This is a genomic window from Pseudomonas sp. AOB-7, assembly GCF_003696305.1.
In the GTDB taxonomy this organism is placed as follows: domain Bacteria; phylum Pseudomonadota; class Gammaproteobacteria; order Pseudomonadales; family Pseudomonadaceae; genus Aquipseudomonas.
Window position 1 is genome coordinate 148,536 of record NZ_RFFK01000006.1, and the last position, 26,853, is coordinate 175,388.

A 26,853-nucleotide genomic window follows, 5' to 3' on the forward strand; every position below is an offset into this window, starting at 1 on the left:
AGCCGCTGTCTTCTGCCTGCGGAGTTGCCATGCTGACCCTCGATATCGGCCCATTGGCCCTGGTCACCAACCATCTGCTGTTGCTCGGCAGCCTGCTGCTGGCGCCCCTGGCGGGTTGGTGGAGTGGCCGGCGCCAGGGCTGCAACCCGGAGCGGCAGCTGTTTCGCCTGTTGCTGCTGGGGCTGCTGGTGGCCCGGCTGGCCTTCGTGCTGGTCTACGCCGAGCTCTACCGTGCGGCGCCGTGGCGGGTGCTGGATATCCGCGACGGCGGCTTTCTCGCCTGGCCGGGGCTGCTCGCCGCGCTGGCCCTGGGCGCCTGGTACCTGTGGCGCGACGCGCGTCTGCGCCGGCCGTTGGCGACGGCCATGGCGCTGGGCCTGGCCTGCTGGCTGGGCGGCAGCGCGGTGCTGCAGGCCCTGCAGCAGGGCACCCGGCTACCCGATCTGGCCCTGCAGGATCTGCAGGGACGTGCGGTCAATCTGCAGGAGTTCGCCGGCAAGCCGCTGGTGGTCAACCTCTGGGCCAGCTGGTGCCCGCCCTGTCGGCGCGAGATGCCGGTGCTGGCCGCCGCGCAGCGCGACGAGCCGGGGATGACCTTTCTGTTCGTCAATCAGGGCGAGTCCGCCGCGCAGGTGGCGGCCTTTCTCGACGCCGAGGCGCCAGGGCTGGGCAACGTGCTGCTCGACGCCGGCAATCGCCTGGGCGAGCAGGTCGGCTCGCGCGCCTTGCCCAGCACGCTGTTCTATGCCGCTGACGGGCGTCAGCTGGGCAGCCATCTCGGCGAACTGTCCGCGGCCAGCCTGGCCCATGCGCTGACGCTGCTCCGAGACGGCGAGAGCCCCGAGCCGCGCTGACACGGCTCAGGGCAACTGCAGGTCTTCGCCGGCGGCGCGCAGTTCCTCGTAGGCGCGGTCGAGGGCATCGCGCAGCGCCTCGGCGCCGGGGACATGGCGCGAGACGATCAGCTTCAGCGGCAGGCGCTGCAGCTGGACGAAGGGCAGCTCGCCCATGCCCAGGCGCCGGCGCGCCTGCTCCACCGGGGTCTGGTAGTCCAGCAGGTAGTCGCCGCGGCGGCGCTGCAGCATCTCCAGGGCGGCGGTGTGGCTGGCGGTGCGGTGTTCCACTATGCCCAGCGCCGGGTCGGCGAGCCACTGGTTGACCTCCTGCCAGTAGCTGTAGCCGCTGATCAGGATCACCCCGCTGTCCTTGAGATCGTCGGGCAGGCGCGGCAGCGGCGTGTCGCGGCGGAAATACAGGTTGAGGGTGATCTCGCCGAGGCGGTGGCGGGCCTCCAGGGTGTGCCCGACCAGCTCCGCTTTGCCCGGGGCGCCGGGCCACAGCTGCACGCTGCCGTCACGCAGGCCGCTGTACAGGCGCGCACCGGGGTAGGAGCGGAAATGCGCCTGGTAGCCGGCGTGGCGCAGCAGGCGTGCGCTGAGTTCGAGGATGGCGCCGCTGGGGCGGCCCTGGGCGTCGGTGTAGGAGTAGGGCGGGAATTCGTAATAGCCGACGCTGACCTGGCGCAGCGCGTCGATCTCGGCCGTGGCGGCAAGGCTCGGCAGCCACAGCAGGGCGGCGAGCAGAAGGCAGCAGCATCTTGGCATTTGGGAGTACGCGGCTCGGCGCCGTCTTGTCGTTATAAAAGTGTCACGCGACCAGCATGGCCAACCGCGGTGGCGCTTGTCCAGCCCCTGTCCTTCGCAGATTAGTCGAGGCTGGGCAGAAAGAAGCGGCCGATCAGCGGCAGATGATCGGAGATGTGCAGCGTGTCGTGCTGGCGCACCGTGCTGCTCAGCGGGGTCAGCCGAGGGCTGTGCAGCAGGTAGTCGAGGGTGCGGTCAGGGCCGCTGGCGGCCGGGTCGTTGGGGTAGTGGGTGTACCAGCGCGCCTGCTCGCCGCCAGCCGCCTGATCCAGGCTGGGGATCAGCGGGTAGCGCGCGGCCAGCTCCTGCAGGCGGTTGTCGCTGGCGTAGCGGCTGCGCTCAGCGTCCGGCAACTGGCCGGGCGGCAGCAGGTCGAAGTCGCCGCCGAGCACCCAGGGCGTGCCCGCGGCCTGCAGCTGGCGCAGCAGGCCGTCGGTCATGCTCAGCTGGCGCGCCTGGGTGTCGTCGTCCTGGGCGAAGGCATCGAAATGGCCGTTGAGCGTCACCAGCTCGCCGCCGCCGCGGATCGGCAGATGGCTGACCAGCAGCGCGGGCTTGGGCTGCAACGGGCGCGTCAGCGGGTTGCCGGGCCGCTGCGGCAGTTGCAGGCGCTCGGCGCGGGCGATCCGGAAGCGGCTGAGGGTGGCCAGCTTCATGCCGACGCTGCCGAGGATGCGCGGGTGCGGGACGAAGCCGGCCTGCCAGTAGAAGGCCTGGCTGGCGCAGGGGTAGAGGTCGGCCAGGCGCGCTTGCAGCAGGGCCAGTTGATCCTGATGGTCGCTGGCCCGGGCGCCGTCGTGCAGCTCCTGCAGCAGGACGACATCCGGCTGCTCGTCGCGCAGCACCCGCACCACCTCGTCGAGGGTGCTGGCCAGATCCGCGGCGCTGGGCCGGTCGTCGGGGCCGTCGCCGCCGGGCAGGTCGTACCAGAACACATGACCCTTGCCGGCCAGGTACTGCAGGTTCCAGGTCATCACCTTGAGCGCCTGCCCCGGCTGCAGCTGCGCCACCTGGCCGCTGCAGGCCAGCGGCGCCGGCTCGCGCGGCGCCGGGCGCCAGCTCAGCGCATGGACCAGGGCGAGGGACAGGCCGAGCAGCACCACCAGGGCGAGCAGCAGGCGAAGCGGGCGGGGCAGGGACATGGCGACGCGGACGGCTATGCTGGAAGGAGGCGAGGATACCCGACTGCGGCCCATCGGCCCAGGCGTGGCGCCGTCCTGCCGGGAGGGTGCGATGAACGAGCCGCTGATTGCCCAGCGCGGCCCCTATGCGGTCGAGGTTCAGGCCGGGCAGGATTACTTCTGGTGCCGTTGCGGGCGCAGCGCCAGCCAGCCGTTCTGCGACGGCAGCCACAAGGGCAGCGGACTGACGCCGTTGAAGTACCATGCCGAGCAGACCGACACCCTGTTTTTCTGTGGCTGCAAGCACACGGCCACGCCGCCCTGTTGCGATGGCAGCCATAACAGGTTGTAGTGTCGGCCAGGCTTGGCTTGTGGGGGGCAGTGCATGTATCGCAAGGTATTCGCCAACAAGGTGTTCGACCGCAAGGTGGTGCTGATCACCGGCGGCTGCGCCGGCATCGGCCGCGCCCTGGCCGTGCGCATGGCCCAGGCCGGTGCGCGCCTGGTGATTTTCGATCTGCAGCAGGCGGCGCTCGACAGCCTGGTGCAGCACCTGGCCGATCACCACAACGCCGAGGCCCTCGGCCTGCTCTGCGACGTCGCCGACGCCGCCGCGGTGCAGCGCGCGGTAGCCCTGGCCATCGAGCGTTTCGGCGGCATCGACGTGCTGGTCAACAACGCCGGCATCACCCACCGCAGCACCTTCGCCGACACCAGCCTGGAGGTGTTCCAGCGGGTCATGGCGGTCAACTACTTCGGCGCGCTGCATTGCACCCAGGCGGCGCTGCCCAGCCTGATCGCCCGCGGTGGGCAGATCATCGTGCTCAGTTCGCTGTCGGGCATCGCCCCGCTGCTCTACCGCAGCGCCTACAACGCCAGCAAGCACGCCCTGCACGGCCTGTTCGAGACCCTGCGCTACGAGCTCAAGGGCTCGGGGGTCAACGTCATGCTGGTGTGTCCCGGCTTCACCGCCACCGACCTGCGCAAGAACGCCCTGGTCGGCGACGGTTCGGTGGCCGCCCAGCCGCCGCTGGCGATGGGCAAGGTGGCCTCGCCGCAGGACGTCGCCGAGGCCATCTACCACGGCGCCCTGAGGCGCCGGCGCCTGCTGGTGCTGTCCAACGTCGACTGGCGCGCGCGGGTGCTGGCGCGCTTCTTCCCGCGACTGTTCGAGCGGGTGCTGCTGCCGCGGCTGTCCGGGCTCAAACCGCAGGGTTCGGGGCGGGGCTGATGCGTTTCTGCTGGCGCCGCTGTGCCGGGCCGAGGACGCGCCGCTGCGAGTGATGACCGACCTGTGGCCGCCGTTTCGCATGCAGGGCGCAAGCGGCGAGCTGCAGGGCCTGGATATCGACCTGCTGGCGGAGCTGTCGCGCCGCACCGCGCTGCGCTACCAGCCGGTGGCGGCGCGCCAGTAACGGGGGCGGCGCCCCTGCTAGTGGTTATGCGGCTCGCCGTAGAGCTGCTGAACCAGGTCCATGTCCCAGTAGGCGGCCTCGATCTTGTGCCCGTCGAGATCGCGCACGAAGCAGCCGTAATAGGGTTCGCCATACTCCGGGCGCGGCCCCGGCTGACCCTCGTCGCGGGCGCCGGCGGCCAGTGCGGCCTGGTGGAAGGCGTGCACCGCGGCCTTGTCCGGGGCGACGAAACCGAAATGGCTGCCGTTGCCGAGGGTCGCCGGCTGACCGTCGATCGGCGTCTGCACCCAGAACTCCGGGTACTCGCGGCCGAAGGCCACGGCGCCGGGGTGACGCATGATTTCCTTGCAGCCGAGGGTGGCCAGCACCTTGGCGTAGAAGTCGCAGGCCGCCTCGAAACGGTTGGTGCCGATGGATACGTGGGACAGGATGCTGGGGTTGGCGTCGCTCATGACGGGGCTCCTTGGTTGGCGAGACGGCCAAGCCTAGTCGCTGTTTTGCCGTTGCGCCTGCTGCCGGTCGAGCAGCATGAACAGGCGGAACAGCACCACCAGGGCGAACAGCTGGAGGAAGCCGCTGGCCGTCTGCTGCAGCACCCACAGCAGGCTGTCGTCGCGGCTCGGCAGGGTCCACCAGTCGAGCAGCCAGAGCGGCACCAGCACGCCGGCCAGGCAGCTGAACACTTCCCAGAAGCGCCCAGTGGTCAACTCGAAACTGCCCCGCAGGGCGCTCATCGGCGGCTGCCCGCGCAGCACCAGAAGCAGCTCGGCGAAGGCCAGCTTGACCATGATCCAGATGCCCGGCAGCACCAGCAGCGACAGCCCGAGCAGGATCGCCAGGGTGCTCAGCCCGGCCAGCAGGGCGAACCCCGGCCACAGGCGCAGGGCGGCGGCGAACAGCTCGTTGCCGGTCGCTGCGCGGCCGTTGCTGCGGGCGTCGAGGATGAGGATCAGCTGCGCGGCGTAGAGCGGATAGAAGAGTACGCCGAGGAGGATGCCGTAGGCCGGGTTGGCGCCTTCGCCGAGCTGAGCCGCCAGCAGCGCCTGGGCGATGGCCTCGGCCAGCAGCAGCGGCAGGCACAGGCGGGCTATGGCCGCCAGGTTGTGGCTGAAGAAGAACCAGGCATCGCGCAGGATCGGCAGTGGATTCATCGGCAGAACTCGGCAAAGGCGAAGACCCGCACTGTAGCAGAGGCGCCGCGCGCTCCGCGCTGATGGCAATGCTCTGGCATACTGGCAGGGCTTTCCGCCCGCCGACCGAGGATGCCCGGTGAAGAAGATCGCCGTATTCGCCGACGTACAGAACCTCTACTACACGGTGCGCCAGGCCCATGGCTGCCATTTCGACTACGCCGCCTTCTGGGCCGACGTCAGCCGCCAGGGGCAGATAGTCGAGGCCTACGCCTATGCCATCGAGCGCGGCGACGCCAAGCAGCAGCAGTTCCAGCAGATCCTGCGCAAGCTCGGCTTCACCGTGAAGCTCAAACCCTATATCCAGCGCAGCGACGGCTCGGCCAAGGGCGACTGGGACGTCGGCATCTGCATCGACGTGCTCGACGCCGCCGAGCGGGTCGACGTGGTGGTGCTGGCCTCCGGCGACGGCGATTTCGACCTGCTGCTCGAGCGCGTGCGCCAGCGCGGCACCGAGGCGATCGCCTACGGCGTGCCGGGGCTGACCGCGCAATCGCTGATCCGCGCCGCCAGCCGTTACGTGCCCATCGAGGGCAGCCTGCTGCTCAAGAGTCATTGAGGACATTCGTGGAATCCATCGCCGTCATCGACTTCGAAACCACCGGCGTGTCGCCGGACCAGGCCCGTGCCACCGAGATCGGCGTGGCCATTATCGAGGGCGGGCAGATCGTCGCCCGCTACCAGAGCCTGATGAACAGCGGCGCCTGGGTGCCGCCCTTTATCGAGCAGCTCACCGGCATCAGCAACGCCATGCTGCGCGCGGCGCCGCCGTCCGACCAGGTGATGGCCGAGGTGGCCGACTTTATCGGCGAGCGGCCGCTGCTGGCGCACAACGCCGCCTTCGACCAGAAATTCTGGGACGCCGAACTGGCGCGCATCCGCCGTCGCCGACGACAGCCGTTCGCCTGCTCGCTGCTGCTGTCGCGGCGGCTGCTGCCGGAGGCGCCGAGCCACAAGCTGGGCAACCTCAACCGCTGGGCCGGGCTGCCGGACACCGGCCGCGCCCACCGCGCCCTGGCCGATGCCGAGATGGCGGCCAACCTGACCCTGCACCTGTTCGACCTGTTGCGCCGCCGTCACGGTCGGCACCAGGCCGATCACGCATTGCTCTGCCAGTTGCAGAAGCTGTCGGCGGCCAAGGTGCGCGCGCTGCTGACCGCCGGCTAGCGAGTCGTGGCCCGGATGGCTTTGCGGCCAACCTCCCCGGATTGCATCCGGGCCAGGTGAATACCAGCTTCGTCCCTGCCATGGGCGCAGACCGGGTAAACTGCGCGCCTGTTTCTTTTCGACCGGTTGCCCCCCATGACCTTCGCCTCCCTCGGCCTGATCGAGCCGCTGCTGCGCAGCCTCGCCGGCCTCGACTACCAGACCCCGACCCCGGTGCAGAGCCAGGCGATTCCCGCCGTGCTCAAGGGCCGCGACCTGATGGCCGCGGCGCAGACCGGCACCGGCAAGACCGCCGGCTTCGCCCTGCCGCTGCTGCAGCGCCTGACCCTGGAAGGCCCGCAGGTGGCGAGCAACTCGGTGCGCGCGCTGGTGCTGGCGCCGACCCGCGAGCTGGCCGAGCAGGTACTGCAGAGCTTCCTGGTCTACGGCCAGCACCTGCCGCTGAGCTGCTACGCGGTGTACGGCGGGGTCAGCATCAACCCGCAGATGATGAAGCTGCGCAAGGGCGTCGACGTGCTGGTGGCCACGCCGGGGCGATTGCTCGACCTGTACCGGCAGAACGCGGTCAGGTTCAACCAGCTGCAGTGCCTGGTGCTCGACGAGGCCGACCGCATGCTCGACCTGGGTTTTGCCCGTGAGCTGGACGAGCTGTTCAGCGCCCTGCCGAAAAAGCGCCAGACCCTGCTGTTCTCCGCCACCTTCTCCGACGTTATCCGGCAGATGGCCGGCGAGCTGCTGCGCGACCCGCTGTCGGTCGAGGTCAGCCCGCGCAACGCCGCGGCCAAGAGCGTCAAGCAGTGGCTGATCCCGGTGGACAAGAAGCGCAAGGGCGAGCTGTTTCTGCACTTGTTGCAGAAAAAACGCTGGGGCCAGGTGCTGGTATTCGCCAAGACGCGCAAGGGGGTCGATCAGCTCGAACAGGAGCTGCTGGCCATCGGTGTGGCCGCCGACTCGATCCACGGCGACAAGCCGCAGCCGGCGCGCCTGCGTGCGCTGGAGCGCTTCAAGGCCGGCGAGGTGCAGGTACTGGTGGCCACCGACGTGGCCGCGCGCGGGCTGGATATCGACGACCTGCCGCTAGTGGTCAACCTGGATCTGCCGATCAACGCCGAGGACTACGTGCACCGCATCGGTCGCACCGGTCGCGCCGGCGCCACGGGCGAGGCGATCTCGCTGGTGTGCGCCGACGAGGTGGAGCAGCTGGCGGCCATCGAGAACCTCACCCAGCAGCTGATCAAGCGCGTCGACGAGCCTGATTTCATCCCCGACCACCGCGTACCGCTGACGGCGGTCGGCGGCCAGGTGCTGAAAAAACCGAAGAAGCCCAAGCAGAAACTCATCCCCGGCGCGGCCAAGCCGGCCGGCAAGGGCAATATCCACCTCGGCCGCTGGTTCGAGGAAGAGGATGCCAAGCCCAAGGCCAAGGCGGTGCGCAAGGTGCCGAGCTTCGGCGGCAAGCCCAAGGGTGGCAAGAAGTAGGGGCGCTTACTGGAAACGCTCGCGGCCATGGCGCAAGAAACCTAGAGCCGTAGCCCGGATGCAATCCGGGGCGTTGCGCCGATATGCCCCGGATTTCATCCGGGCTACAAACTGCCTCGATCGTTTTGCAGCAGCCCGCTTGCGGGCGATCGGTGCTCGCACTAAGCGGATCGTCCGCAAGCGGGCTTCTACAGCGGGATCTTCAGCCAGTCGAGCACACCCTGCGCCGCGACCCGGCCGCTGGCGAAGCAGGCGGTGAGCAGGTAGCCGCCGGTGGGCGCCTCCCAGTCGAGCATTTCGCCGGCGCAGAACACCCCGGGCAGCGCCCTGAGCATCAGGCCGTCATCGAGCGCCTCGAAGGGTACCCCGCCGGCGCTGCTGATCGCCTCGGCCAGCGGCCGTGGGCGCAGCAGGGTGAGCGGCAGCGCCTTGATCCAGGACGCCAGGGCGGGCGGATCGGCGAAGGCGGCGGCCGGCGCCAGCTCGCGCAGCAGGGCGGCCTTGACGCCGTCCAGACCGGCCTGGCGCTGCAGATGCTTGGCCATCGACTGCTTGCCGCGCGGCCTGGCCAACGCCTGCTGCAGCTTGGCCAGCGGCGTCTGCGGCAGCAGGTCGAGGCTGATCACCGCCTGGCCCTCGGCCCCGATGGCGCGGCGAATGGCGGCAGAGAAGGCGTAGACCAGGCTGCCTTCGACGCCGCCCTCGGTGAGGACGAACTCGCCGATCCGTGCGTCCTCACCGGGCAGGCTCAGGGCGACGTTCTTCAGGGGCGCGCCGGCGAACTTGCCGCGCAGGTGCTCGCTCCAGCCGGCGACCTCGAAACCGCAGTTGCTCGGCTGCAGCGCCGCCACCTCGATGCCGCGCGCCTGCAGCAGCGTCGTCCAGGCGCCGTCGGAGCCCAGTCGCGGCCAGCTGCCGCCGCCCAGGGCCAGCAGGCAGGCGTCGGCCGCGAGCCGGCGTTCGCCGTCGGCAGTGGCCAGGCGCAGGCTGCCGTCGTCGTTCCAGCCCAGCCAGCGGGTGCGGGTGTGCAGGGTCACACCGAGTTCGCGCAGGCGGCGCAGCCAGGCGCGCAGCAGCGGCGCGGCCTTCATGTCGGTGGGGAACACGCGCCCGGAGGTGCCGACGAAGGTGTCGATGCCCAGGCCGTGAATCCAGGCGCGCAGGGCGTCGGCGTCGAAGTCCTGCAGCAGCGCCGCGACTTCCCGCTGACGCTCGCCGTAGCGGCCGACAAAGGTGTCCTTCGGTTCCGAGTGGGTGATATTCATGCCGCCGACCCCGGCCAGGAGGAACTTGCGGCCCAGCGAGGGCATGGCGTCGTACAGCTCGACGCGCACCCCGGCGCGGGCCAGCACCTCGGCGGCCATCAAGCCGGCGGGGCCGCCGCCGACGATGGCGACCAGGGGAGCGGTGGGGGCGGGGATGACGGACATGCGGCGACCGGCAGGGCGAGGAAAGGGCGCATTCTAGCGGAAGGGGCAGGGCTCGGGGGGAGCCCTGCGGCATCAGGCCAGGCGCGCGTCCAGGCTGTTCTGCGCCAGGCGCTGGGCTTGGGCCTCGGTCATACCCAGGTGCTGGTGCAGGGCGGCGAAGTTCTCGCCGACGTAGCCGCCGAAGTAGGCCGGATCGTCCGAATTCACTGTCACCTTCACCCCGCGCTCGAGCATCTCGAGGATGTTGTGCTGGCCCATGTGCTCGAACACGCACAGCTTGATGTTCGACAGCGGACAGACGGTCAGCGGGATCTGCTCGTCGATAAGGCGCTGCATCAGCCGTTCGTCCTCGCTGGCGCGCACGCCATGGTCGATGCGCTTGACCTTGAGCAGGTCCAGCGCTTCCCAGATGTATTCGGGCGGGCCTTCCTCGCCGGCATGCGCCACCGCGTGCAGGCCTTCGCTGCGTGCCTTGGCGAACACCCGCTGGAACAGCCGGGGCGGGAAGCCTTTTTCCGAACTGTCGAGGCCGACGCCGATAAAGGCGTCGCGGAACGGCATGGCCTGTTCCAGGGTCTTGAACGCTTCTTCCTCGGGCAGGTGACGCAGGAAGCTGAGGATCAGGCCATGGCTGATGCCCAGTTGCTGCTCGCCGTCGCGCAGCGCCTGCTGGATACCGCGCAGCACCACCTCGAAGGGAATGCCGCGGTCGGTGTGGGTCTGCGGGTCGAAGAAGGGTTCGACGTGGATGACGTTCTGCGCCTTGCAGCGCTGCAGGTAGGCCCAGGTCAGGTCGTAGAAATCCTGCTCGCTGCGCAGCACGTTGGCGCCGGCGTAATACAGGTCGAGAAATTCCTGCAGGTTGTTGAAGGCATAGGCCGCGCGCAGGGTCTCGACGTCGGCCCAGGGCAGGGCGATCTGGTTGCGTTCGGCCAGGGCGAACAGCAGCTCGGGCTCCAGCGAGCCCTCCAGGTGCAGGTGCAGTTCGGCCTTGGGCAGGGCGTTGAGCCATTCGGGCATGGTCGGTTCTCGTCGTCAGGCTTGCGGTGCGGCCAAGTTTAACCGCTGGGACAGGATCGCGCTGTGCCGCATGGCCCGCTGCGTAGGGTGGACTTCGCTTTTCATGTCCACCACAACGTTCGTTCCGGCTGCACGAGCGGTGGATGAAAAGAGCGTCATCCACCCTACGCTGCAATCAGCCCTGTGCCTCCTAACGCCGATAGGCATAGGTATCGGCGAAGCGCGACAGCAGGTACGCGGCGCTGGTCACCGGCGGGTACTTGGGCGGGTTGTCCGCGCTGGAGCAGTTCGGCAGGCAGTCGATTAGGGTGTCCGGGTGCGGCTCGGCGAAGAAGGGCATGGAGTAGCGATCCACCCCCAGCGGGCTGATCACCCGGTGCGGGGTGGAGGTGTAACGGTCGTTGCTCCAGCGCGCCAGCATGTCGCCGATATTGACCACGAAGCTGCCGGCCAGCGGCGGCGCGTCGATCCACTGGCCATCGCGCGAACGCACCTGCAGGCCGCCGGCATCGTCCTGGTAGAGCAGGGTGATGCAGCCGTAATCGGTGTGCGCGCCGGCGCCTTGCTGGTCACTGCTGCTGGCGGTGTGGCGCGGCGGGTAGTGAATCAGGCGCAGCACGCTGATCGGCTCATGGAAGCGCGCGTCGAAGAAGTCGTGCGCGATGTCCAGGGCCATGGCCATGGCGCGCAGCAGGGTCTTGGCCAGCGCCTGCATGTCGGCGTAGTGCTGTTCCATCAGCGCGGCCCAGCCGGGCAGATCCGGGTGGCGATTCGGCCCGCGCAGCGGTTTGCCGGCCACGACATCCGGATGATCCACCGGCATATGGAAACCCATATCGAAGGTTTCCTTCAGGTCGCTCGGCTTGCTCGGGTCGAGCTGCTCGGTGGCGATGGCGCCGTAACCACGGTGGTGGGCGGTCTGGGTGATATCGATCTTGAGTTTGTCGTCGGCAGGCAGGGCGAAGAAGCGCTTCGCCGCACTGAGCAGGGCGTCGATGCGCTCGGCGCGGATGGGGTGGCCGACGATATAGAAGAAGCCCCAGTCGCGGCAGGCGCGGTCGATCTGTTCGGCCACGGCAGGCCAGGCCGACGCGTCGTTGCTGTACAGAGGGGCGATATCGATAAGGGGTAGGCTGTGCATAAAAGCTCCGGGGTGTTGCTGCGAGTCTTCTCGTACCCAGGGCAGCGGTACGTGGCGCCGAAGATCGGCGCCACGGTGATGCGGTTCTGCTGAGATAAACAGGGACGGCATCGGTAGTTGCAAGGCGGCGGGTGAAACCCGCCAGCCGCTTACTTCGGCAACTCGGCCTTCAGGTTTTCCACGTAGTAGTTCATCGCGGCCAGCTCGGCGTTGGTCGCGCTCACGCCGTCGGCAATGCGCACCGCGCCGCTCTGATCCTTGATCGGCCCGGTGAAGGGATGGAACTTGCCGCTGCGGATGTCGGCGATGATCTGCTCGGCCTCGCTCTTCACCTCGGCCGGTACCAGGTCGCTGATCGGCAGCTCGATGGTGTCTTCGGCCAGGCCGCCCCAGAAGTCCTGGCTCTGCCAGTTGCCGTCGAGCACCGCTTGGGTGGATTTAACGTAGTGCGGGCCCCAGTCGTTGACGATGGAGGTGAGCACCGCCTTGGGCCCGAAGTGGGCCATGTCCGAGGCATAACCCACGGAATAGACGCCGCGCCGCTCGGCGGTCTGGATCGGCGCCGGGCTGTCGGTGTGCTGGAAGATCACGTCCACGCCTTGGTCGATCAGCGCGTTGGCGGCGTCGGACTCCTTGCCCGGATCGAACCAGGTATTGACCCACACCACCTTGATCTCGGTGCCCGGGTTGTACTTGTCCAGGGCCAGCTGGATGGCGTTGATGTCGCGGATCACCTCGGGGATGGGGAAGGAGGCGACGTAGCCGACCTTCTTGGTCTTGGTCATCTTCGCCGCGAGGAAGCCGCCGACGTAGCGCCCCTCGTAGGAGCGCGACAGGTAGGTGGCGAGGTTCTTGTCCTGCTTGTAGCCGGTAGCGTGCTCGAAGGTGACCTTGGGAAATTGCTTGGCCACCTTCAGCGTCGGGTTCATATAGCCGAAGGAAGTGGTGAAGATCAGGTCGTAGCCGCCCTTGGCCATGTTGCGGATCACCCGCTCGGCGTCGGCGCCTTCCGGCACGTTCTCGACGAAGCTGGTGCTGACCTTGTCGCCCAGCTCCTTGATCAGCGTCCGGCGGCCCTGCTCATGCTGGTAGGTCCAGCCGTGGTCGCCGATGGGGCCGATGTAGACGAAGCCGACCTTCAGCGGGTCGGCGGCCGAGGCGCCGAGCATGGCGCCAAAGCCCAGGGCGGCGACGAGGGTGCGCAGCAGCGGTTTCTTGCTCTTCTTGTGCATGGTGGGTGCAGCTCCAGTCTTGGTGTCGGGATGGCCGTTGGTTGGCTGATCCCCTGACTGCAAAAAGCTGACCAACAAGACAGATAGCCGTGGCGACCCCATTTCATGCAGATGCGGTTGAGCGGGCTGGAACGGTCTTGGTGCGCAGCGGTTGCAGCTGCTGCGTTGTGGTGCGATATGCGGTTTTTCGCCCGTAGGGTGCGCCGCGCGCACCTTGGCTCACCGGCGCGCACGGCTCACCCCGAGGGTCGTCCTCAGCCGTTGATCAGCTCACCCGCCGCCTGACGGTGATCGGCGATCAGCTGCGCCACGTCCAGCCCTTCGATCTGCCCGTCGATGACGCGCCAGGTGCCGCCGATCATCATCCGGTCGGCGCGGTCGGCGCCGCACAGCAGCAGCGCGGAGAGTGGATCGTGGCTGCCGGAAAAACGCAGCTCGTCGAGCTTGAACAGCGCCAGGTCGGCCTGCTTGCCGACGGCCAGCTCGCCGATATCGCTGCGCCCGAGCAGGCGTGCCGAACCGCGCGTGGCCCAGCCAAGCACGCGGTGCGGGGTGATCTGCTCGGCGCCGTAGCGCAGGCGCTGGATATACAGCGCCTGGCGCGCCTCGAGGATCATGTTCGACGCATCGTTGGAGGCCGAGCCGTCGACGCCCAGGCCTAGCGGCGCACCGGCGGCCTCCAGCTCGACACTGGGGCAGATGCCCGAGGCCAGGCGCATGTTGGAGCTGGGGCAATGGCAGATGCCGGTGCCGGCGGCGCCGAGGCGGGCGATTTCGTCAGGGTTGAAGTGGATGCCGTGAGCCAGCCAGGTGCGCGGGCCGAGCCAGCCGACGCTGTCCAGGTAATCCACGGTGCGCAGGCCGAAGCGTTGCAGGCAGAAGTCTTCCTCGTCGAGGGTTTCGGCCAGGTGGGTGTGCAGGCGCACGTCCAGTTCTTCGGCCAGTTCGGCGCTCTGGCGCATGATGGCCTGGGTCACCGAGAAGGGCGAGCAGGGCGCCAGGGCGATCTGGATCTGCGCGCCGTCGCCGCGCTGGTGGTACTGGCCGATCAGGCGCTGGCTGTCGGCCAGGATCACCTCGCCCTGCTGCACCGTCTGCTGTGGTGGCAGGCCACCGTCGGCTTCGCCCAGGCTCATCGAACCGCGGGTGAGCATGGCGCGCATACCCAGTTCGCGCACCGCCTCGACCTGCACGTCGATGGCATTCTCCAGGCCGCCGGGGAACAGGTAGTGGTGATCGGCAGCCGTGCTGCAACCGGACAGCAACAGTTCGGCCAGCGCCACCTTGCTGGCCAGGGCCAGTTTCTCCGGCGTCAGGCGCGCCCAGACCGGGTAGAGCGTCTTCAGCCAGGGGAACAGCGGCTGATTGACCACCGGCGCCCAGGCGCGGGTGAGGGTCTGGTAGAAGTGATGGTGGGTGTTGATCAGGCCCGGCAGCACTACGTGCTCGCGGGCATCGAAGGTTTGCTCGCAGGCTGTTGACGGCTGCTGGCCTTTGCTGAGCACTTCGGTGATGCGGCCACCCTCGATCACCAGGCCGCCGGAAGCGTCCAGGTCGTTGGCGGTGAAGATGGCGAGAGGGTTCTTGATCCAGATACGGGTAGCTGCCATGAGCAGGCTCCTCTGAGGTTGATGTCAGGTAAGCCAGCTCAGTGTTGACCCTGTCTGCTGATCCAGGTGCGTCGGAATCGACGTGCTGCGCACGATAGCTGACTCTGTGGTCAGGGGCAATGTCCGGTGCGCGCGGCGCACCCTGCCGGCCGCGCGCACCGTCATTCATCTCAATGCCCCGGCTGCCACGGCTGGCCCAGCGACACCGGTGCATACAGCCGGGTCTTGATCGCATCGCGCGAGAGCAGCACCAGCACCAGGATAGTGGCGACGTAGGGCAGCATGGCCAGCAGGTTCGACGGGATCGACAGGCCGATGCCCTGCGCTACCAGGTGGAGGATGCTGGCCAGGCCGAACAGGTAGGCACCGAGCAGCACGCGCAGCACCCGCCAGCTGGCGAACACCACCAGCGCCAGGGCGATCCAGCCACGCCCCGCGGTCATGTTCTCCGCCCACATCGGCGTGTACGCCAGCGACAGGTAGCCGCCCGCCATGCCGGCCATGGCGCCGCCGAACAGCACCGCCAGGGTGCGCACGCGCAGCACCGGCAGGCCCATGGCGCTGGCGGCGTCCGGGTTCTCGCCGACGGCCTGGATGATCAGCCCGATACGGCTTTTCAGCAGCACCCAGGCCACCAGCGCGAACAGGGCGAAGGACAGGTAGATCAGCACGTCCTGGGCGAACAGCATGCGCCCGATCAGCGGGATATCGGACAGCATTGGAATGACGATGGGCTCGAAGCCGCTCAGCGGCTTGCCGACCCAGGCGGCGCCGACGAAGGTGGACAGGCCGACGCCGAAGATGGTCAGGGCCAGGCCGGTGGCCACCTGGTTGGCGTTGAAGCCCAGTGCCACGGCAGCGAACAGCAGCGACAGCAGCATGCCGGCGGCAATGGCCAGCAACACGCCGAGCCACAGGCTGCCGGTGCTGAAGGCGACGATAAAGCCGATCACTGCGCCGAACAGCATCATGCCTTCCTGGCCGAGGTTGAGCACGCCGCTTTTCTCGCACACCAGCTCGCCCAGGGCCACCAGCAGCAGCGGCGTGCCGGTGCGCACCATGGCGTAGAAGATATTGGTCAACAGATCGAGATCCATGGGGATTTCCTTGGCGTTCAGGTGGTGGCTTCGGCAAGCGTTTCGCGGCGTGCCCATTTCCACTGCAGCCGGGGCCGGTAGAGGATCAGCACGTCGCAGGCCAGCAGGTAGAACAGCATCATTCCCTGGAACAGCTGGGTGATCGCCTGCGGCAGGTTGAGGTTCATCTGGGCGTTCTCCCCGCCCAGGTAGAGCAGCGCCATCAGCAGGCTGGCAGCGACGATGCCGAGCGGATTGAGGCGCCCCAGAAAGGCCACGGTGATCGCCGCGTAGCCGTAGCCGGGCGAGACCTGTGGAACCAGTTGACCGATGGGGCCGGCCACTTCGCCGACGCCGGCCAGACCGGCCAGGGCGCCGCTGACCAGCAGGGCGAACCACACCAGGCGCTTCTCGCGAAAGCCGACGAAGCCGGCGGCGCGGCTGTCCAGGCCCAGCACCTTGATCTGGAAGCCGAGAAAGCTCTTGTGCAGCAGCACCCACACCGCCACCAGGGCCAGCAGCGCCAGGTACAGGCCGCCGTGCAGGCGTCCGTCCTCGCTGACCAGCGGCAGGCGACTGGCATCGCCGAACATGGCCGACTCGGGGAAGTTGAAACCGGCCGGGTCCTTCAGCGGGCCATGCACGAAGAACAGCAGCAGGTTCAGCGCGATGTAGTTGAGCATGATGCTGGTGAGGATTTCGTTGGCGTTGAACTGGGTGCGCAGCCAGGCGGTGAGCCCGGCCCAGGCCGCACCCGCGCAGGTGCCGGCCAGCACCACCCAGGCCAGCGCCCAGCGGCTGTCCCAGTCGATCAGTTGCAGGGCCATGGCGCTGCCGGCGAGTGCGCCGATCAACAGTTGGCCTTCGGCGCCGATGTTCCAGATACGCGCCTGGTAGGCCACCGCCAGGCCCAGGGCGCAGAGCAGGATCGGCAGTGCCTTGACCAGTAGTTCGGACACGCCATACCAGTCGCTGACCGGGGCGATCAGCAGGGTATGTAGGGTCTCCAGCGGGTCATGGCCGAGCAGGGTGAACAGCAGCACACCGCTGACCAGGGTCATTACGGCGGCCAGCAGCGGCGACAGCCAGAGCATGGGGCGCGACGCCTGGCCGCGCGGTTGCAGGGATAACAGCATGACGGGCTCCGTCAGCAGGCCGCAGCGGCGGCGGGTTGATCGAATTCACCGGCCATCCAGCGGCCGACTTCCACGATATTGACCTGCGCGGTGTCGACCAGCGGCGACAGGCGCCCGCTGCACAGCGCACCGATGCGGTCGCTGATCTGGAATAGTTCGTCGAGGTCTTCGGAGATCACCAGGATCGCCGCGCCGGCATCGCGCAGGGCGATCAGCGCGCGGTGGATGGCCGCGGCCGCGCCGACGTCCACGCCCCAGGTCGGGTGCGCGGCCACCAGCAGTTTCGGGTTCTGCAGAATCTCTCGACCGAGGATAAATTTCTGCAGGTTGCCGCCGGACAGGCTGCGCGCCGCCGTGTCGGCATCCGGCGTCTTCACCGCGAAGCGCTGGATGATCTGCTCGGCCAGCGCACGTACCTTGCCGCGCTGCACCAGGCCGCCCTTGACCAGGCCCTGACCGAAGGCGGTGAGCAGGGCGTTGTCCACCAGGCTCATCTCTGGCACGGCGCCATGGCCGAGGCGTTCGGCGGGCACGAAGGCCAGACCCAGCCCGCGCCGCGCATCGGGATGCAGATTGGCCACCGGCGCGGCATCCAGGCTGACTCGCTCGCGTTCGCTACGCGGTAGGCGGGTTTCGCCGCTGAGCAGGGTGAGCAATTCGTCCTGGCCATTGCCGGCCACGCCGGCGATGCCGACGATCTCGCCACTGCGCACCTCCAGGCGAATACGCTCCAGTGAGCAGCCGAACGGGTCGGGGTTATGCCAGCTGAGATCATCGACGCGCAGCCGTGGCAGGCCACCGCTGACTTTCGGGTAACTGCTTTCCAGCCCCTCGGCATCGCCAACCATCAGCCGCGCCAGCTCCAGATCGCTGCACTCGGCCGGCACGCAATGGCCGGACACCCGCCCGCCACGCAGCACCGTGGCGCTGTGGCATAGCGCGCGTACCTCGCCGAGCTTGTGGCTGATAAAGAGGATGCTGCAGCCCTCGGCGGCCAGGCGGCGCAGGGTGACGAACAGCTCGTCGGCCTCCTGCGGGGTGAGCACCGAGGTCGGCTCGTCGAGGATCAGCAGTTGGATGTCCTGCATCAGGCAACGGACGATTTCCACGCGCTGGCGCTCACCGATGGACAGGCTGTGTACCAGGCGCGTCGGCTCCAGCGCCATGCCGTAGCGCTGCGACACCTCGCGAATTTTCGGCTCCAGTTGCTTCGGCGTCCCGGCGCCCGCGCCCATGGCCAGGGCGATGTTCTCGGCCACGCTCAGGGTCTCGAACAAGGAGAAATGCTGGAACACCATGCCGATGCCCAGGCCACGCGCCATGGCCGGATCGCGCATCTTCAAGGCCTGGCCCTGCCAGCGAATCTCGCCGCTGCTGGGCTGAGTGACGCCGTAGATGATCTTCATCAGGGTGCTCTTGCCGGCACCGTTCTCGCCGAGCAGGGCGCGGATCTCACCGGGGGCGATGGTCAGGTCGATACGGTCGTTGGCCAGGCAGCCGGGGTATTGCTTGCTGATGGCCGTCAGCTGCAGGCGTGGAGCATTGGGTGGGGCGGACATGGAAATCGCTCGTCGATAGGAGGCGAGCGGAGTCAAAGCAAAAACCTGGCCATGGAGTCAGAAAAGCCTGGCGGCGGGTTGCCTCCATTGCCCTATCGGCGCGCGCCGCCCCGGGCTGGTGCGCCGCCATGCCGCGACCAGGCGGCACGCACCAGAAGCAGGCGCGGCGGCGCCGCATGCGGCCGGTTGCCGCAGCGGCGGAAGGCCGCGTCGGGCTTGGTTATACTCCGCGCACCTAGGGAGTTGTCATGCTCGAACCCGTGCAGTTGCTGTCCGCCAGCCGCCAGAACCTCTGGCGCCTGACCCTGATCCGTATCCTCGTGCTGGCCGCCCAGGCCGGTTCGGTGGGGCTCGCCTACAAGTCGGGGATGCTGCCGCTGCCCTGGCTGGAGCTGTCGGCGACCCTCGGCGTGTCGCTGCTGCTGTGCCTGGGCACCGCCCTGCGGCTGCGTGGCCCGTGGCCGGTCACCGAGCTGGAATACGCGGTGCAGCTTGCCTGCGACCTGATCATCCACAGCGTGCTGCTGTATTACACCGGCGGCTCGACCAACCCCTTCGTCTCCTATTACCTGGTGCCGCTGACCATCGCCGCGGCGACCTTGCCGTGGCTGTTCACCATCGTCCTCGCCGGCCTGGCGCTGGCCGGCTACACCCTGCTGCTAGTGTGGACCCATCCGCTGGAGCTGCCGGCGGCGCGCGAGAGCCTGCTGGTCTACGGCATGTGGCTGAGCTTCGCCCTGTCCGCGGCGCTGATCACCTTCTTCGTCGCCAAGATGGCCGAGGAGCTGCGCCGCCAGGACGAGCTGCGCGCCGAGCGCCGCGAGGAGAGTCTGCGCGACCAGCAACTGCTGGCCGTGGCCACCCAGGCCGCCGGCGCCGCCCACGAGCTGGGCACGCCGCTGGCGACCATGAGCGTGCTGCTCAAGGAGCTGCGCCAGGAGTACCGCGACAGGCCGGCGCTGCAGGACGACCTGGCGCTGCTGCAGGAACAGGTCAAGCTGTGCAAGGACACCCTGCAGCAACTGGTGCGCGCCGCCGAGGCGGACCGGCGCCAGGCGGTGGTCGAGCAGTCCTGCGTCGAGTGGCTGGAAACCACCCTCAATCGCTGGCACCTGATGCGCCCCGAGGCCAGCTACCGCTACCAGTGCCTGGGCCGCGGCACGCCGCCGCGCTTGATGCCGCCGGCCGACCTGACCCAGGCGTTGCTCAACCTGCTCAACAACGCCGCCGACGCTTGCCCGGACAAACTCGACATCCGCCTCGACTGGGATCACCAGTGGCTGCGTCTGAGCATCCGCGACCATGGCGCCGGCGTGCCGCTGGCGATCGCCGAGCAGCTCGGCCGGCCGTTCTTCACCACCAAGGGCAAGGGCTTCGGCCTCGGCCTGTTTCTCAGCCAGGCCAGCGTGACCCGTGCCGGCGGCACGGTTAAGTTGTATAACCATGAAGAAGGCGGCACCCTCACCGAACTGAAGTTGCCGCGAGCCTATGGCGTGGCCTGACAAGGAAAAACCATGAGCGACGAATCCCTGTTCGACGGCGAAGAGCAACCGCACCTGCTGCTGGTGGACGATGATCCCACCTTCACCCGCGTCATGGCCCGCGCCATGAGCCGCCGCGGCCTGCGCGTGTCCACCGCGGCCAATGCCGACGAGGGCCTGGCCCTGGCCAGGGAAGACCTGCCCGACTACGCCGTGGTCGACCTGAAGATGGAAGGCGACTCCGGCCTGGTGCTGCTGCCCAAGCTGCTCGAGCTCGATCCGGAGATGCGCGTGGTGATCCTCACCGGCTACTCCAGCATCGCCACCGCGGTGGAGGCGATCAAGCGCGGCGCGGCCAACTACCTGTGCAAGCCGGCCGACGCCGACGACGTGCTCACCGCGCTGCTCTCCGAACACGCCGACCTCGACAGCCTGGTGCCGGAAAACCCGATGTCGGTGGATCGCCTGCAGTGGGAGCATATCCAGCGCGTGTTGGCCGAGCACGAAGGCAATATCTCCGCCACCGCCCGCGCCCTCGGCATGCACCGCCGTACCCTGCAGCGCAAGTTGCAGAAGCGCCCGGTACGGCGCTGACTGCGCGTCAAACGCTACCGTCAACCCCGGATTGCATCCGGGCTACGGAATCGAACGGGCGACGGTAGCAGGGCAATGATTAGCCGGCTAACATAGGTCGTCATACAACTCCCGCCGGGATCGCCATGTTCGCCGTCGTCCAGCAAACCCTCGCCATCACCGCGCCGGTATTCGCCATGCTGTTTCTCGGCGTGGCGCTCAAGCGCCTGCACTGGATCGACCGCACCTTTATCGATACCGCCTCGAGCCTGGTGTTTCGCGGCACCATGCCGACCCTGTTGTTTCTCGGCATAGTCCGGGCCGATCTGGGCAGCGCCCTGCAGCCGGCGCTGCTGCTGTTCTTCGTCGCTGCCACCCTGGTGTGCTTCGTCCTGGCCTGGGGCTGGGCGATCTGGCGCATCCCCTTCGAGGATCGCGGCATCTACACCCAGGGCGCCTTTCGCGGTAACAACGGCATCGTCGGTCTGGCCCTGGCCACCAGCCTCTACGGCGACTACGGCCTGTCCCTGGGGGCGGTGCTCGGCGGGGTGGTGATCCTCTGCTACAACGTGCTCTCGGCCATCGTCCTGGCCATCTACAGCCCCGGCGCCAAGACCGGGCCGCTGGCCATCGCCAGGAGCATCCTGCGCAATCCGCTGATCATCGGCGTGCTGCTGGCGATTCCCTTCGCCTACTGGCGGATCGCGTTGCCGGACTGGCTGCTGACCTCGGCCGAGTACTTCGCGCAGATGACCCTGCCACTGGCGCTGATCTGCATCGGCGGCACCCTCAGCCTGGCCTCGCTGCGCCGCAGCAGCGGCACGGCACTGAGTTCCAGCCTGATGAAGATGGTCTGGCTGCCGCTGCTGGCAACCGCGGGCGCCTGGCTGTACGGCTTTCGTGAGGCGGATCTGGCGATCCTCTTCCTCTACTTCGCCAGCCCCACGGCGGCGGCCAGCTTCGTCATGGCCCGCGCCGTGGGCGCCAACCACGAACTGGCGGCGGCGATCATAGTGATCACCACCTTGGCGGCGGTGGTGACCACCAATGTTGGGCTGTTGCTATTGCAATGGGGCGGCTGGATCTAGCGAGCGGCGGGCCGCCTGCGGGAGGGGCTTCAGCGGCGACCTTCGCTGGGTTCGCGGCTGAAGCCCCTCCCACGGCCGCATGTCCAGCTCAAGTGCCGCGCTGGTAGTCCTCGATCACTTCCTGCGCCGCGCGGAAGGCGTCGATGCTGGCCGGCACGCCGGCGTAGACCGCGCAGTGCAGCAGGGTCTCGCGGATTTCCTCCACCGTGCAGCCGTTGTTCAGCGCGCCGCGCACGTGGCCCTTGAGTTCCTGCGGGCACTTCAGCGCGGTCAGCGCGGCCAGGGTGATCAGGCTGCGGGTGGCGCGCGGCAGGCCGTCGCGGGTCCACACGCCGCCCCAGGCGTGCTCGTTGACGAAGTCCTGCAGCGGCTGAGTGAACGCGGTGGCGTTGCCCAGGGCGCGCTCGACGAAGGTGTCGCCCATCACCTCGCGGCGCACCTTGAGACCCTGCTCGTGGTTGTCGCTCATGTTCAGATCTCCTGGCCGCGCTGCTTGTGCCAGGCACGCACGGCGATGATCGCCAGGGTCACGGCGGTCAGCGGCAGCACGTAGCCGATCATCGCCTCGCCGAAGGTCTGGGCGAACGGCCGGCCGGTGGCGAACAGCACCAGGTAGCCGGTGTAGGCCGCGTAGTAGGCGAGGAACAGCGCGCCTTCCCAGCGGTTGATGCGGTAGCCGGCGAAGAAGATCGGCAGGCAGACCACGGCCACCGCGATCATCACCGGGAAGTCGAAGGCCAGGGCGTTGGGCGACACGGAAATCGCCGCCGGCGCCACCAGCGAGGCCAGGCCCAGCACGCACAGCAGGTTGAAGATGTTGCTGCCGACTATGTTGCCCACGGCGATGTCGCGCTCGCCCTTGAAGGCGGCGATGATCGAGGTGGCCAGTTCCGGCAGCGAGGTGCCGACGGCAATCACGGTCAGGCCGATCACCAGCTCCGACAGGCCGAGGGCGCGGGCCAGTTGCACGGCGCCTTCGACCAGCAGGTTGGAGCCGCCCACCAGCAGCACCAGGCCGGCGACGATCAGGCCCAGGTTGACCACCCAGGCATGGGGTTTGGCCGGTTCGTTCAGGCCGAATTCCTTGGCGAACTCGTCGTCTGCGCCGCCCTTGTCCTGGCGGGCGCTGTAGATCAGGAAGCCGGTGTAGGCCAGCACGCCGGCGAACAGCAGGGCGCCGTCGAGGCGGCTCAGTTCGCCGTCCCAGGCCAGGGCGAAGGTCACCAGGCTGGCGCCGATCATGATCGGCACGTCGAGGCGGATCAGCTGGCGCGAGACGATCAGCGGCGCGACCAGGGCGGTCAGGCCGAGAATCAGCAGGACGTTGGCGATGTTGCTGCCGACCACGTTGCCGATCGCCAGGTCGCCGCTGCCGTTGATCGCCGACTGCACGCTGACCGCGGTTTCCGGCGCGCTGGTGCCGAAGGCCACCACGGTCAGGCCGATGATCAGCGGCGGGATGCCGAACTGCGCGGCCAGCTTGGCGGCGCCGCGTACCAGCACTTCGGCGCCGGCGACCAGCAGCACCAGGCCGGCGATCAGGTAGACGTAGGTCATCATTGTCATTGCGGGGGCTCCGGGAAAAATGCGGCTAGTGTAGCGATGGCGTATCGCCGCGCCAGAGGGGCGGGGGCGCTATTTGTTACCAGTCCTGTTTCACTTCAGTTGTTCGACCCGCACCGGCACCACGCCGGCGCGCAGCATGCCCAGGCGTTCGGCGGCGGCGCGCGAGACGTCGATGATGCGCCCGCGCACGAAGGGGCCGCGGTCGTTGATGCGCACCACCACGCTGCGTTCGTTGCTCAGATTGGTGACCCGCACCCGGGTGCCGAACGGCAGGCTGCGGTGCGCGGCGGTCAGCGCGTGCTGGTCGAAGCGCTCGCCGCTGGCGGTCTTGCGACCATGGTGGCGGTCGCCATAGTAGGAGGCCTTGCCGGTTTCCGTGGCACCGCTGCCGCTGCTGCTGCCGAAGGTGGAGCAGCCGGCGAGCACGGCGAGCAGGCCGAGCACGACGACGGCCTGTAGCCCGGATGCAATCCGGGGGCGCAAGGATTCCCGAATTGCATCCGGGTTACAAATGAGCATCGTCTGGTTCTCCAGGTAAACGAACGCCGGGCAAGCCCGGCGTCGTTACAGCTGTTGCAAGCGAGCCGATCCGGCTCAGCCTTCGAGCTTCTTCTTCAGCAGTTCGTTCACTTGCCCCGGGTTGGCCTTGCCTTTCGAGGCCTTCATCGCCTGGCCGACGAAGAAGCCGAACATCTTGCCGCGCTTGGCTTCGTCGCTGGCGCGATACTGCTCGACCTGCTCGGCGTTGGCCGCCAGCACTTCGTCGAGCATCTTCTCGATGGCGCCGGAGTCGGTGACCTGCTTGAGGCCCTTCTTCTCGATCACTTCATCGGCGCTGGTGCCTTCGCCGGCCGCCAGGGCCTCGAACACCATCTTGGCGATCTTGCCGCTGATGGTGTTGTCCTTGATGCGCAGGATCATCCCGCCCAGCTGCTCGGCGGACACCGGCGACTGCTCGATTTCCAGGTTGTCCTTGTTGAGCAGGCTGGACAGCTCGCCCATCACCCAGTTGGCCGCCAGCTTGGCGTCGCCGCACACCGCATTGACCGCCTCGAAGTAGTCGGCCAGCTCGCGACTGGCGGCCAGCACCGTGGCGTCGTAGGCGGACAGGCCGAACTGGCTCTCGAAACGCTCGCGCTTTTGCACCGGCAGCTCCGGCAGGCTGGCGCGCACCTCGTCGAGGAAGCTTGGCTCGATCACCACCGGCAGCAGGTCGGGGCAGGGGAAGTAGCGGTAGTCGTTGGCTTCCTCCTTGCTGCGCATGGAGCGGGTCTGGTCCTTGTTCGGGTCGTACAGGCGGGTTTCCTGCACCACCTGGCCGCCGTCCTCGATCAGCTCGATCTGCCGCTGCACCTCGTGGTTGATGGCCTTTTCGATAAAGCGGAAGGAGTTGACGTTCTTGATCTCGGCGCGGGTGCCGAACTCGACCTGGCCCTTGGGCCGTACCGAGACGTTGCAGTCGCAGCGCAGCGAGCCTTCGGCCATATTGCCGTCGCAAATCCCTAAGTAGCGCACCAGGGCGTGGATGGCCTTGACATAAGCCACCGCCTCCTTGGCCGAGCGGATATCCGGCTCGGAGACGATCTCCAGTAGCGGCGTGCCGGCACGGTTCAGGTCGATGCCGCTCATGCCGTGGAAGTCTTCGTGCAGGCTCTTGCCGGCGTCCTCTTCCAGGTGCGCGCGGGTGATGCCGATGCGCTTGACCGTGCCGTCTTCCAGGCTGATGTCCAGATGGCCCTTGCCGACAATGGGATGCTCCATCTGGCTGGTCTGGTAGCCCTTGGGCAGGTCAGGGTAGAAGTAGTTCTTGCGGGCGAAGACGTTCTGCGGCGCGATGTGCGCGTCGATCGCCAGGCCGAACTTCACCGCCATGCGCACCGCCTCGGCGTTGAGCACCGGCAGGGTGCCGGGCATGCCGAGGTCGATCAGGCTGGCCTGGGTGTTGGGCTCGGCGCCGAAGCTGGTGGCGCTGGCCGAGAAGATCTTCGATTGGGTGCTGAGCTGAGCGTGGATCTCGAGCCCGATGACTGTTTCCCATTGCATCTTTGTCGTCCTCAGAAGCCGCTCGGTGCTTGTTTATGCCAGTCGCTGACCTGCTGGTACTGGTGCGCGACATTCAGCAGGCGGCCTTCCTGGAAGTAGTTGCCGAGCAGCTGCACGCCCACCGGCAGGCCATCGACGAAGCCGGCTGGCATCGACAGGCCGGGGATGCCGGCGAGGTTGGCGGTGATGGTGTAGATGTCTTCCAGGTAGGCGGACACCGGGTCGGCGTTCTTCTCGCCGAGCTTCCAGGCCAGGTTCGGCGTGGTCGGGCCGAGGATCAGGTCGACCTCATTGAAGGCCGCGACGAAGTCGTTCTTGATCAGCCGGCGGATCTGCTGCGCCTTGATGTAGTAGGCGTCGTAGTAACCGGCCGACAGCGCGTAGGTGCCGACCATGATGCGCCGCTTGACCTCGGCGCCGAAGCCTTCGCCGCGCGAGCGCTTGTACAGGTCTTCGAGGTTGACCGGGTTCTCGCAGCGGTAGCCGAAGCGCACGCCGTCGAAGCGCGACAGGTTGGAGCTGGCCTCGGCCGGCGCGATCACGTAGTAGGCGGGGATGGCGTGCTGCATGTTCGGCAGCGAGATGTCCTTCACCGTGGCGCCGAGCTTCTTCAGCTCCTCGACCACGGCCAGCACCTTCTCGCCGATACGCGCGTCGAGGCCGGCGCCGAAGTATTCCTTCGGCAGACCGATGCGCAGGCCGGCCAGCGGCTGGCTCAGGGCGGCCAGGTAGTCGTCCACCGGCTGCTCGACGCTGGTGCTGTCCTTGGCATCGAAGCCGACCATGGCGCCGAGCAGCAGGGCGCAGTCCTCGGCGGTGCGGGCCAGCGGGCCGCCCTGATCGAGGCTGGAGGCGTAGGCGATCATGCCCCAGCGCGAAACTCGGCCGTAGGTGGGCTTGATCCCGGTGAGGTTGGTCAGTGCCGCCGGCTGGCGGATCGAGCCGCCGGTGTCGGTGCCGGTGGCGGCCGGCAGCAGGCGCGCGGCCACCGCGGCGGCGCTGCCGCCGCTGGAGCCGCCGGGTACGCGGGAGAGGTCCCAGGGGTTCTTCACCGGGCCGTAGTGGCTGGATTCGTTGGCCGAGCCCATGGCGAACTCGTCCATGTTCAGCTTGCCCAGGGTCACGGCGCCGGCGGCTGCGAGCTTTTCCACCACGGTGGCGTCGTAGGGCGCCTTGAAGCCGGTGAGGATCTTCGAGCCGCAGGACGTCAGCACGTTCTTGGTGCAGAACAGGTCCTTGTGGGCGATCGGCGCGCCGAGCAGGGCGCCGCTCTCGCCGGCGGCGCGACGGGCGTCGGCGGCCTTGGCCTGCTCGATGGCGAGATCGCTGGTGACGGTGATAAAGCTGTTGAGCTGCGGATCGAGCTGCGCGATGCGCGCCAGCAGGCTGCGGCTCAGCTCTTCGGCGGAGAATTCTTTGGCGGCGAGTGCGCGGGCGATCTCGGCCAGGGTCAGTTGATGCATGTCAGGCCCTTTCCTTTATTCGATGACTTTCGGCACGAGGTACAGGCCGTTTTCCACGGCCGGGGCGATGGCCTGGTAGGCGTCGCGCTGGTTGCTCTCGCAGACCACGTCGGCGCGCAGGCGCTGGGTGGCTTCCAGCGGGTGGGCCAGGGGCTCGATGCCCTGGGTGTCGACCGCCTGCATCTGATCGATCAGGCCGAGGATGTTGTTCAGGGTCGCGGTGGTTTGCGGAAGATCGCCTTCGTTCAGGCCCAGGCGGGCCAGGTGGGCGATTTTTTCCACCTCGGAGCGTTCAAGCGCCATCGGGGGTTCTCCAGTGGAAGTGTGATCGGGGTCTTGCTATGCGTGCCTGACGCAGGGAACGGATGTCGCGAGCCGGCGGTCAAAGGCCGCGATGTGCGGCTGCAAGGCCCGGAAAAA

General features: G+C 68.0%; 28 protein-coding genes. 10 read left to right on the plus strand and 18 right to left on the minus strand.

Annotated features, from left to right (window positions below; all coding sequences use genetic code 11):
• Nucleotides 1-29: 29 nt before the first annotated feature.
• On the plus strand, nt 30-854 hold the full coding sequence (locus EA796_RS13655; RefSeq protein ID WP_122108986.1) for a TlpA disulfide reductase family protein: 825 nt from the start codon (nt 30-32) through the stop codon (nt 852-854).
• Nucleotides 855-860: 6 nt separating this feature from the next.
• Here EA796_RS13655 and EA796_RS13660 read toward each other — a convergent pair whose 3' ends face one another.
• The gene (locus tag EA796_RS13660) at nt 861-1,604 is read right to left on the minus strand and encodes an ABC transporter substrate-binding protein (RefSeq protein WP_122108987.1); all 744 of its coding nucleotides are present in this window, start codon (nt 1,602-1,604) and stop codon (nt 861-863) included.
• 101 nt (nt 1,605-1,705) lie between these two features.
• Complete coding sequence (locus EA796_RS13665) at nt 1,706-2,785, minus strand: endonuclease/exonuclease/phosphatase family protein (protein WP_122108988.1); 1,080 nt, start codon at nt 2,783-2,785, stop codon at nt 1,706-1,708.
• 91 nt (nt 2,786-2,876) lie between these two features.
• Here EA796_RS13665 and EA796_RS13670 point away from each other — a divergent pair, with 91 nt between their 5' ends.
• Genes EA796_RS13670 through EA796_RS13680 form a run of 3 tightly spaced genes read left to right on the plus strand, consistent with a single transcriptional unit; the run spans nt 2,877 to nt 4,179 of the window.
• A complete protein-coding gene (locus EA796_RS13670) occupies nt 2,877-3,116 on the plus strand; it encodes a CDGSH iron-sulfur domain-containing protein (protein ID WP_122108989.1) in 240 nt (79 codons plus the stop codon).
• A gap of 33 nt (nt 3,117-3,149) precedes the next feature.
• Nucleotides 3,150-3,995: an SDR family oxidoreductase gene (locus tag EA796_RS13675; protein ID WP_122108990.1), complete on the plus strand. Its 846-nt coding sequence runs from the start codon at nt 3,150-3,152 to the stop codon at nt 3,993-3,995.
• Nucleotides 3,996-4,047: 52 nt separating this feature from the next.
• The gene (locus EA796_RS13680) at nt 4,048-4,179 is read left to right on the plus strand and encodes a hypothetical protein (protein WP_371921469.1); all 132 of its coding nucleotides are present in this window, start codon (nt 4,048-4,050) and stop codon (nt 4,177-4,179) included.
• A gap of 17 nt (nt 4,180-4,196) precedes the next feature.
• Here EA796_RS13680 and EA796_RS13685 read toward each other — a convergent pair whose 3' ends face one another.
• Together EA796_RS13685 and EA796_RS13690 are read right to left on the minus strand one after the other, a co-directional pair.
• Complete coding sequence (locus tag EA796_RS13685; RefSeq protein WP_021443900.1) at nt 4,197-4,631, minus strand: VOC family protein; 435 nt, start codon at nt 4,629-4,631, stop codon at nt 4,197-4,199.
• Nucleotides 4,632-4,664: 33 nt separating this feature from the next.
• The gene (locus EA796_RS13690; RefSeq protein WP_122108991.1) at nt 4,665-5,330 is read right to left on the minus strand and encodes a YciC family protein; all 666 of its coding nucleotides are present in this window, start codon (nt 5,328-5,330) and stop codon (nt 4,665-4,667) included.
• A 118-nt stretch (nt 5,331-5,448) separates the two neighbouring features.
• On the opposite strand from EA796_RS13690, the gene EA796_RS13695 reads away from it, so the two are divergent.
• The 3 genes from EA796_RS13695 (at nt 5,449) to EA796_RS13705 (ending at nt 8,015) form a co-directional block, all read left to right on the plus strand.
• The gene (locus EA796_RS13695; protein ID WP_021443898.1) at nt 5,449-5,928 is read left to right on the plus strand and encodes an NYN domain-containing protein; all 480 of its coding nucleotides are present in this window, start codon (nt 5,449-5,451) and stop codon (nt 5,926-5,928) included.
• Nucleotides 5,929-5,936: 8 nt separating this feature from the next.
• Nucleotides 5,937-6,536 carry a PolC-type DNA polymerase III gene (locus EA796_RS13700; RefSeq protein WP_021443897.1) on the plus strand — a complete coding sequence of 200 codons (600 nt, stop codon included), beginning with the start codon at nt 5,937-5,939 and terminating at the stop codon, nt 6,534-6,536.
• 135 nt (nt 6,537-6,671) lie between these two features.
• On the plus strand, nt 6,672-8,015 hold the full coding sequence (locus EA796_RS13705; RefSeq protein WP_122108992.1) for a DEAD/DEAH box helicase: 1,344 nt from the start codon (nt 6,672-6,674) through the stop codon (nt 8,013-8,015).
• Nucleotides 8,016-8,203: 188 nt separating this feature from the next.
• Here the strand turns inward: EA796_RS13705 and EA796_RS13710 are convergent, their stop codons facing one another.
• The 8 genes from EA796_RS13710 to EA796_RS13745 all read right to left on the minus strand — a co-directional run bounded on the left by EA796_RS13710 (nt 8,204) and on the right by EA796_RS13745 (nt 18,219).
• Nucleotides 8,204-9,445 carry a TIGR03862 family flavoprotein gene (locus EA796_RS13710; protein WP_122108993.1) on the minus strand — a complete coding sequence of 414 codons (1,242 nt, stop codon included), beginning with the start codon at nt 9,443-9,445 and terminating at the stop codon, nt 8,204-8,206.
• Between the two features lie 72 nt (nt 9,446-9,517).
• The gene (locus tag EA796_RS13715) at nt 9,518-10,465 is read right to left on the minus strand and encodes an adenosine deaminase (protein ID WP_122108994.1); all 948 of its coding nucleotides are present in this window, start codon (nt 10,463-10,465) and stop codon (nt 9,518-9,520) included.
• A 190-nt stretch (nt 10,466-10,655) separates the two neighbouring features.
• Complete coding sequence (locus EA796_RS13720; RefSeq protein WP_122108995.1) at nt 10,656-11,606, minus strand: 2-oxoglutarate and iron-dependent oxygenase domain-containing protein; 951 nt, start codon at nt 11,604-11,606, stop codon at nt 10,656-10,658.
• A gap of 149 nt (nt 11,607-11,755) precedes the next feature.
• The gene (locus EA796_RS13725; RefSeq protein WP_122108996.1) at nt 11,756-12,838 is read right to left on the minus strand and encodes a BMP family ABC transporter substrate-binding protein; all 1,083 of its coding nucleotides are present in this window, start codon (nt 12,836-12,838) and stop codon (nt 11,756-11,758) included.
• A 254-nt stretch (nt 12,839-13,092) separates the two neighbouring features.
• Nucleotides 13,093-14,448: an 8-oxoguanine deaminase gene (locus tag EA796_RS13730; RefSeq protein WP_122108997.1), complete on the minus strand. Its 1,356-nt coding sequence runs from the start codon at nt 14,446-14,448 to the stop codon at nt 13,093-13,095.
• A 170-nt stretch (nt 14,449-14,618) separates the two neighbouring features.
• Entirely contained in the window at nt 14,619-15,545 is a 927-nt protein-coding gene (locus tag EA796_RS13735; RefSeq protein ID WP_122108998.1) for an ABC transporter permease, read from the minus strand.
• Between the two features lie 17 nt (nt 15,546-15,562).
• Nucleotides 15,563-16,660 carry an ABC transporter permease gene (locus tag EA796_RS13740; RefSeq protein WP_122108999.1) on the minus strand — a complete coding sequence of 366 codons (1,098 nt, stop codon included), beginning with the start codon at nt 16,658-16,660 and terminating at the stop codon, nt 15,563-15,565.
• Nucleotides 16,661-16,671: 11 nt separating this feature from the next.
• On the minus strand, nt 16,672-18,219 hold the full coding sequence (locus EA796_RS13745) for an ABC transporter ATP-binding protein (protein WP_122109000.1): 1,548 nt from the start codon (nt 18,217-18,219) through the stop codon (nt 16,672-16,674).
• Nucleotides 18,220-18,467: 248 nt separating this feature from the next.
• Here EA796_RS13745 and EA796_RS13750 point away from each other — a divergent pair, with 248 nt between their 5' ends.
• The 3 genes from EA796_RS13750 to EA796_RS13760 all read left to right on the plus strand — a co-directional run bounded on the left by EA796_RS13750 (nt 18,468) and on the right by EA796_RS13760 (nt 21,361).
• The gene (locus EA796_RS13750) at nt 18,468-19,721 is read left to right on the plus strand and encodes an ATP-binding protein (protein ID WP_021443217.1); all 1,254 of its coding nucleotides are present in this window, start codon (nt 18,468-18,470) and stop codon (nt 19,719-19,721) included.
• A 12-nt stretch (nt 19,722-19,733) separates the two neighbouring features.
• Nucleotides 19,734-20,294: a response regulator transcription factor gene (locus EA796_RS13755; RefSeq protein WP_021443216.1), complete on the plus strand. Its 561-nt coding sequence runs from the start codon at nt 19,734-19,736 to the stop codon at nt 20,292-20,294.
• A 125-nt stretch (nt 20,295-20,419) separates the two neighbouring features.
• Nucleotides 20,420-21,361 (plus strand): AEC family transporter, encoded by a 942-nt coding sequence (locus EA796_RS13760; protein WP_122109001.1) that lies wholly within the window; start codon nt 20,420-20,422, stop codon nt 21,359-21,361.
• Nucleotides 21,362-21,449: 88 nt separating this feature from the next.
• Here the strand turns inward: EA796_RS13760 and EA796_RS13765 are convergent, their stop codons facing one another.
• From EA796_RS13765 to gatC, 6 genes are all read right to left on the minus strand, one after another.
• The gene (locus EA796_RS13765; protein ID WP_122109002.1) at nt 21,450-21,830 is read right to left on the minus strand and encodes a carboxymuconolactone decarboxylase family protein; all 381 of its coding nucleotides are present in this window, start codon (nt 21,828-21,830) and stop codon (nt 21,450-21,452) included.
• A 2-nt stretch (nt 21,831-21,832) separates the two neighbouring features.
• Nucleotides 21,833-22,927, minus strand: a complete 1,095-nt coding sequence (locus tag EA796_RS13770) for a calcium/sodium antiporter (protein ID WP_122109003.1) — start codon at nt 22,925-22,927, stop codon at nt 21,833-21,835.
• A 90-nt stretch (nt 22,928-23,017) separates the two neighbouring features.
• The gene (locus tag EA796_RS13775; RefSeq protein ID WP_122109004.1) at nt 23,018-23,446 is read right to left on the minus strand and encodes a septal ring lytic transglycosylase RlpA family protein; all 429 of its coding nucleotides are present in this window, start codon (nt 23,444-23,446) and stop codon (nt 23,018-23,020) included.
• Nucleotides 23,447-23,521: 75 nt separating this feature from the next.
• Complete coding sequence (gene gatB / locus EA796_RS13780; protein ID WP_021443211.1) at nt 23,522-24,970, minus strand: Asp-tRNA(Asn)/Glu-tRNA(Gln) amidotransferase subunit GatB; 1,449 nt, start codon at nt 24,968-24,970, stop codon at nt 23,522-23,524.
• A gap of 11 nt (nt 24,971-24,981) precedes the next feature.
• Nucleotides 24,982-26,433 carry an Asp-tRNA(Asn)/Glu-tRNA(Gln) amidotransferase subunit GatA gene (gene gatA / locus EA796_RS13785; RefSeq protein ID WP_122109005.1) on the minus strand — a complete coding sequence of 484 codons (1,452 nt, stop codon included), beginning with the start codon at nt 26,431-26,433 and terminating at the stop codon, nt 24,982-24,984.
• Between the two features lie 15 nt (nt 26,434-26,448).
• The gene (gatC, locus tag EA796_RS13790; protein WP_021444716.1) at nt 26,449-26,736 is read right to left on the minus strand and encodes an Asp-tRNA(Asn)/Glu-tRNA(Gln) amidotransferase subunit GatC; all 288 of its coding nucleotides are present in this window, start codon (nt 26,734-26,736) and stop codon (nt 26,449-26,451) included.
• Nucleotides 26,737-26,853 lie beyond the last annotated feature (117 nt).